A 1,645-nucleotide genomic window follows, 5' to 3' on the forward strand; every position below is an offset into this window, starting at 1 on the left:
GAGCTACAGACCCAATATCGTCTCTTAACTTTTCTAAACCTAATCAATCTGTGTGGGTACTCATCGTGTATATCTTCGTATAAGGAGGTGATCCAGCCCCAGGTTCCCCTAGGGCTACCTTGTTACGACTTCACCCCAGTCATGAACCACAAAGTGGTGAGCGTCCTCCCCGAAAGGTTAAACTACCCACTTCTTTTGCAGCCCACTCCCATGGTGTGACGGGCGGTGTGTACAAGGCCCGGGAACGTATTCACCGTGACATTCTGATTCACGATTACTAGCGATTCCGACTTCATGGAGTCGAGTTGCAGACTCCAATCCGGACTACGACGCACTTTTTGGGATTCGCTCACTATCGCTAGCTTGCTGCCCTCTGTATGCGCCATTGTAGCACGTGTGTAGCCCTACTCGTAAGGGCCATGATGACTTGACGTCGTCCCCACCTTCCTCCGGTTTATCACCGGCAGTCTCCCTGGAGTTCCCGACATTACTCGCTGGCAAACAAGGATAAGGGTTGCGCTCGTTGCGGGACTTAACCCAACATTTCACAACACGAGCTGACGACAGCCATGCAGCACCTGTCTCAGAGTTCCCGAAGGCACACCTGCGTCTCCGCTGGCTTCTCTGGATGTCAAGAGTAGGTAAGGTTCTTCGCGTTGCATCGAATTAAACCACATGCTCCACCGCTTGTGCGGGCCCCCGTCAATTCATTTGAGTTTTAATCTTGCGACCGTACTCCCCAGGCGGTCTACTTAACGCGTTAGCTCCGAAAGCCACGGCTCAAGGCCACAACCTCCAAGTAGACATCGTTTACGGCGTGGACTACCAGGGTATCTAATCCTGTTTGCTCCCCACGCTTTCGCATCTGAGTGTCAGTATCTGTCCAGGGGGCCGCCTTCGCCACTGGTATTCCTTCAGATCTCTACGCATTTCACCGCTACACCTGAAATTCTACCCCCCTCTACAGTACTCTAGTTCACCAGTTTCAAATGCAGTTCCGAGGTTGAGCCCCGGGCTTTCACATCTGACTTAATGAACCACCTGCATGCGCTTTACGCCCAGTAATTCCGATTAACGCTCGCACCCTCCGTATTACCGCGGCTGCTGGCACGGAGTTAGCCGGTGCTTCTTCTGTTGCTAACGTCAAGAGATAGCGCTATTAACACTACCCCCTTCCTCACAACTGAAAGTACTTTACAACCCGAAGGCCTTCTTCATACACGCGGCATGGCTGCATCAGGCTTTCGCCCATTGTGCAATATTCCCCACTGCTGCCTCCCGTAGGAGTCTGGACCGTGTCTCAGTTCCAGTGTGGCTGATCATCCTCTCAGACCAGCTAGGGATCGTCGCCTTGGTGAGCCATTACCTCACCAACTAGCTAATCCCACCTAGGCATATCTTGACGCGAGAGGCCCGAAGGTCCCCCTCTTTGGCCCGTAGGCATTATGCGGTATTAGCCATCGTTTCCAATGGTTATCCCCCACATCAAGGCAATTTCCTAGGCATTACTCACCCGTCCGCCGCTCGACGCCCATTAACGCACCCGAAGGATTGTTAGTGTCGTTTCCGCTCGACTTGCATGTGTTAGGCCTGCCGCCAGCGTTCAATCTGAGCCATGATCAAACTCTTCAATTTAAGATTTTGT

The 1,645-nt window shown here is 52.6% G+C and carries 1 rRNA gene; it reads right to left on the reverse strand.

Features of this window, described 5'->3' with window-relative positions:
• Positions 1-80 precede the first annotated feature (80 nt).
• Positions 81-1,635 (reverse strand): 16S ribosomal RNA (locus AB4371_RS12880).
• Positions 1,636-1,645: the final 10 nt, after the last annotated feature.

Source organism: Vibrio sp. 10N.261.51.A3, from assembly GCF_041471965.1.
GTDB lineage: Bacteria > Pseudomonadota > Gammaproteobacteria > Enterobacterales > Vibrionaceae > Vibrio > Vibrio crassostreae_C.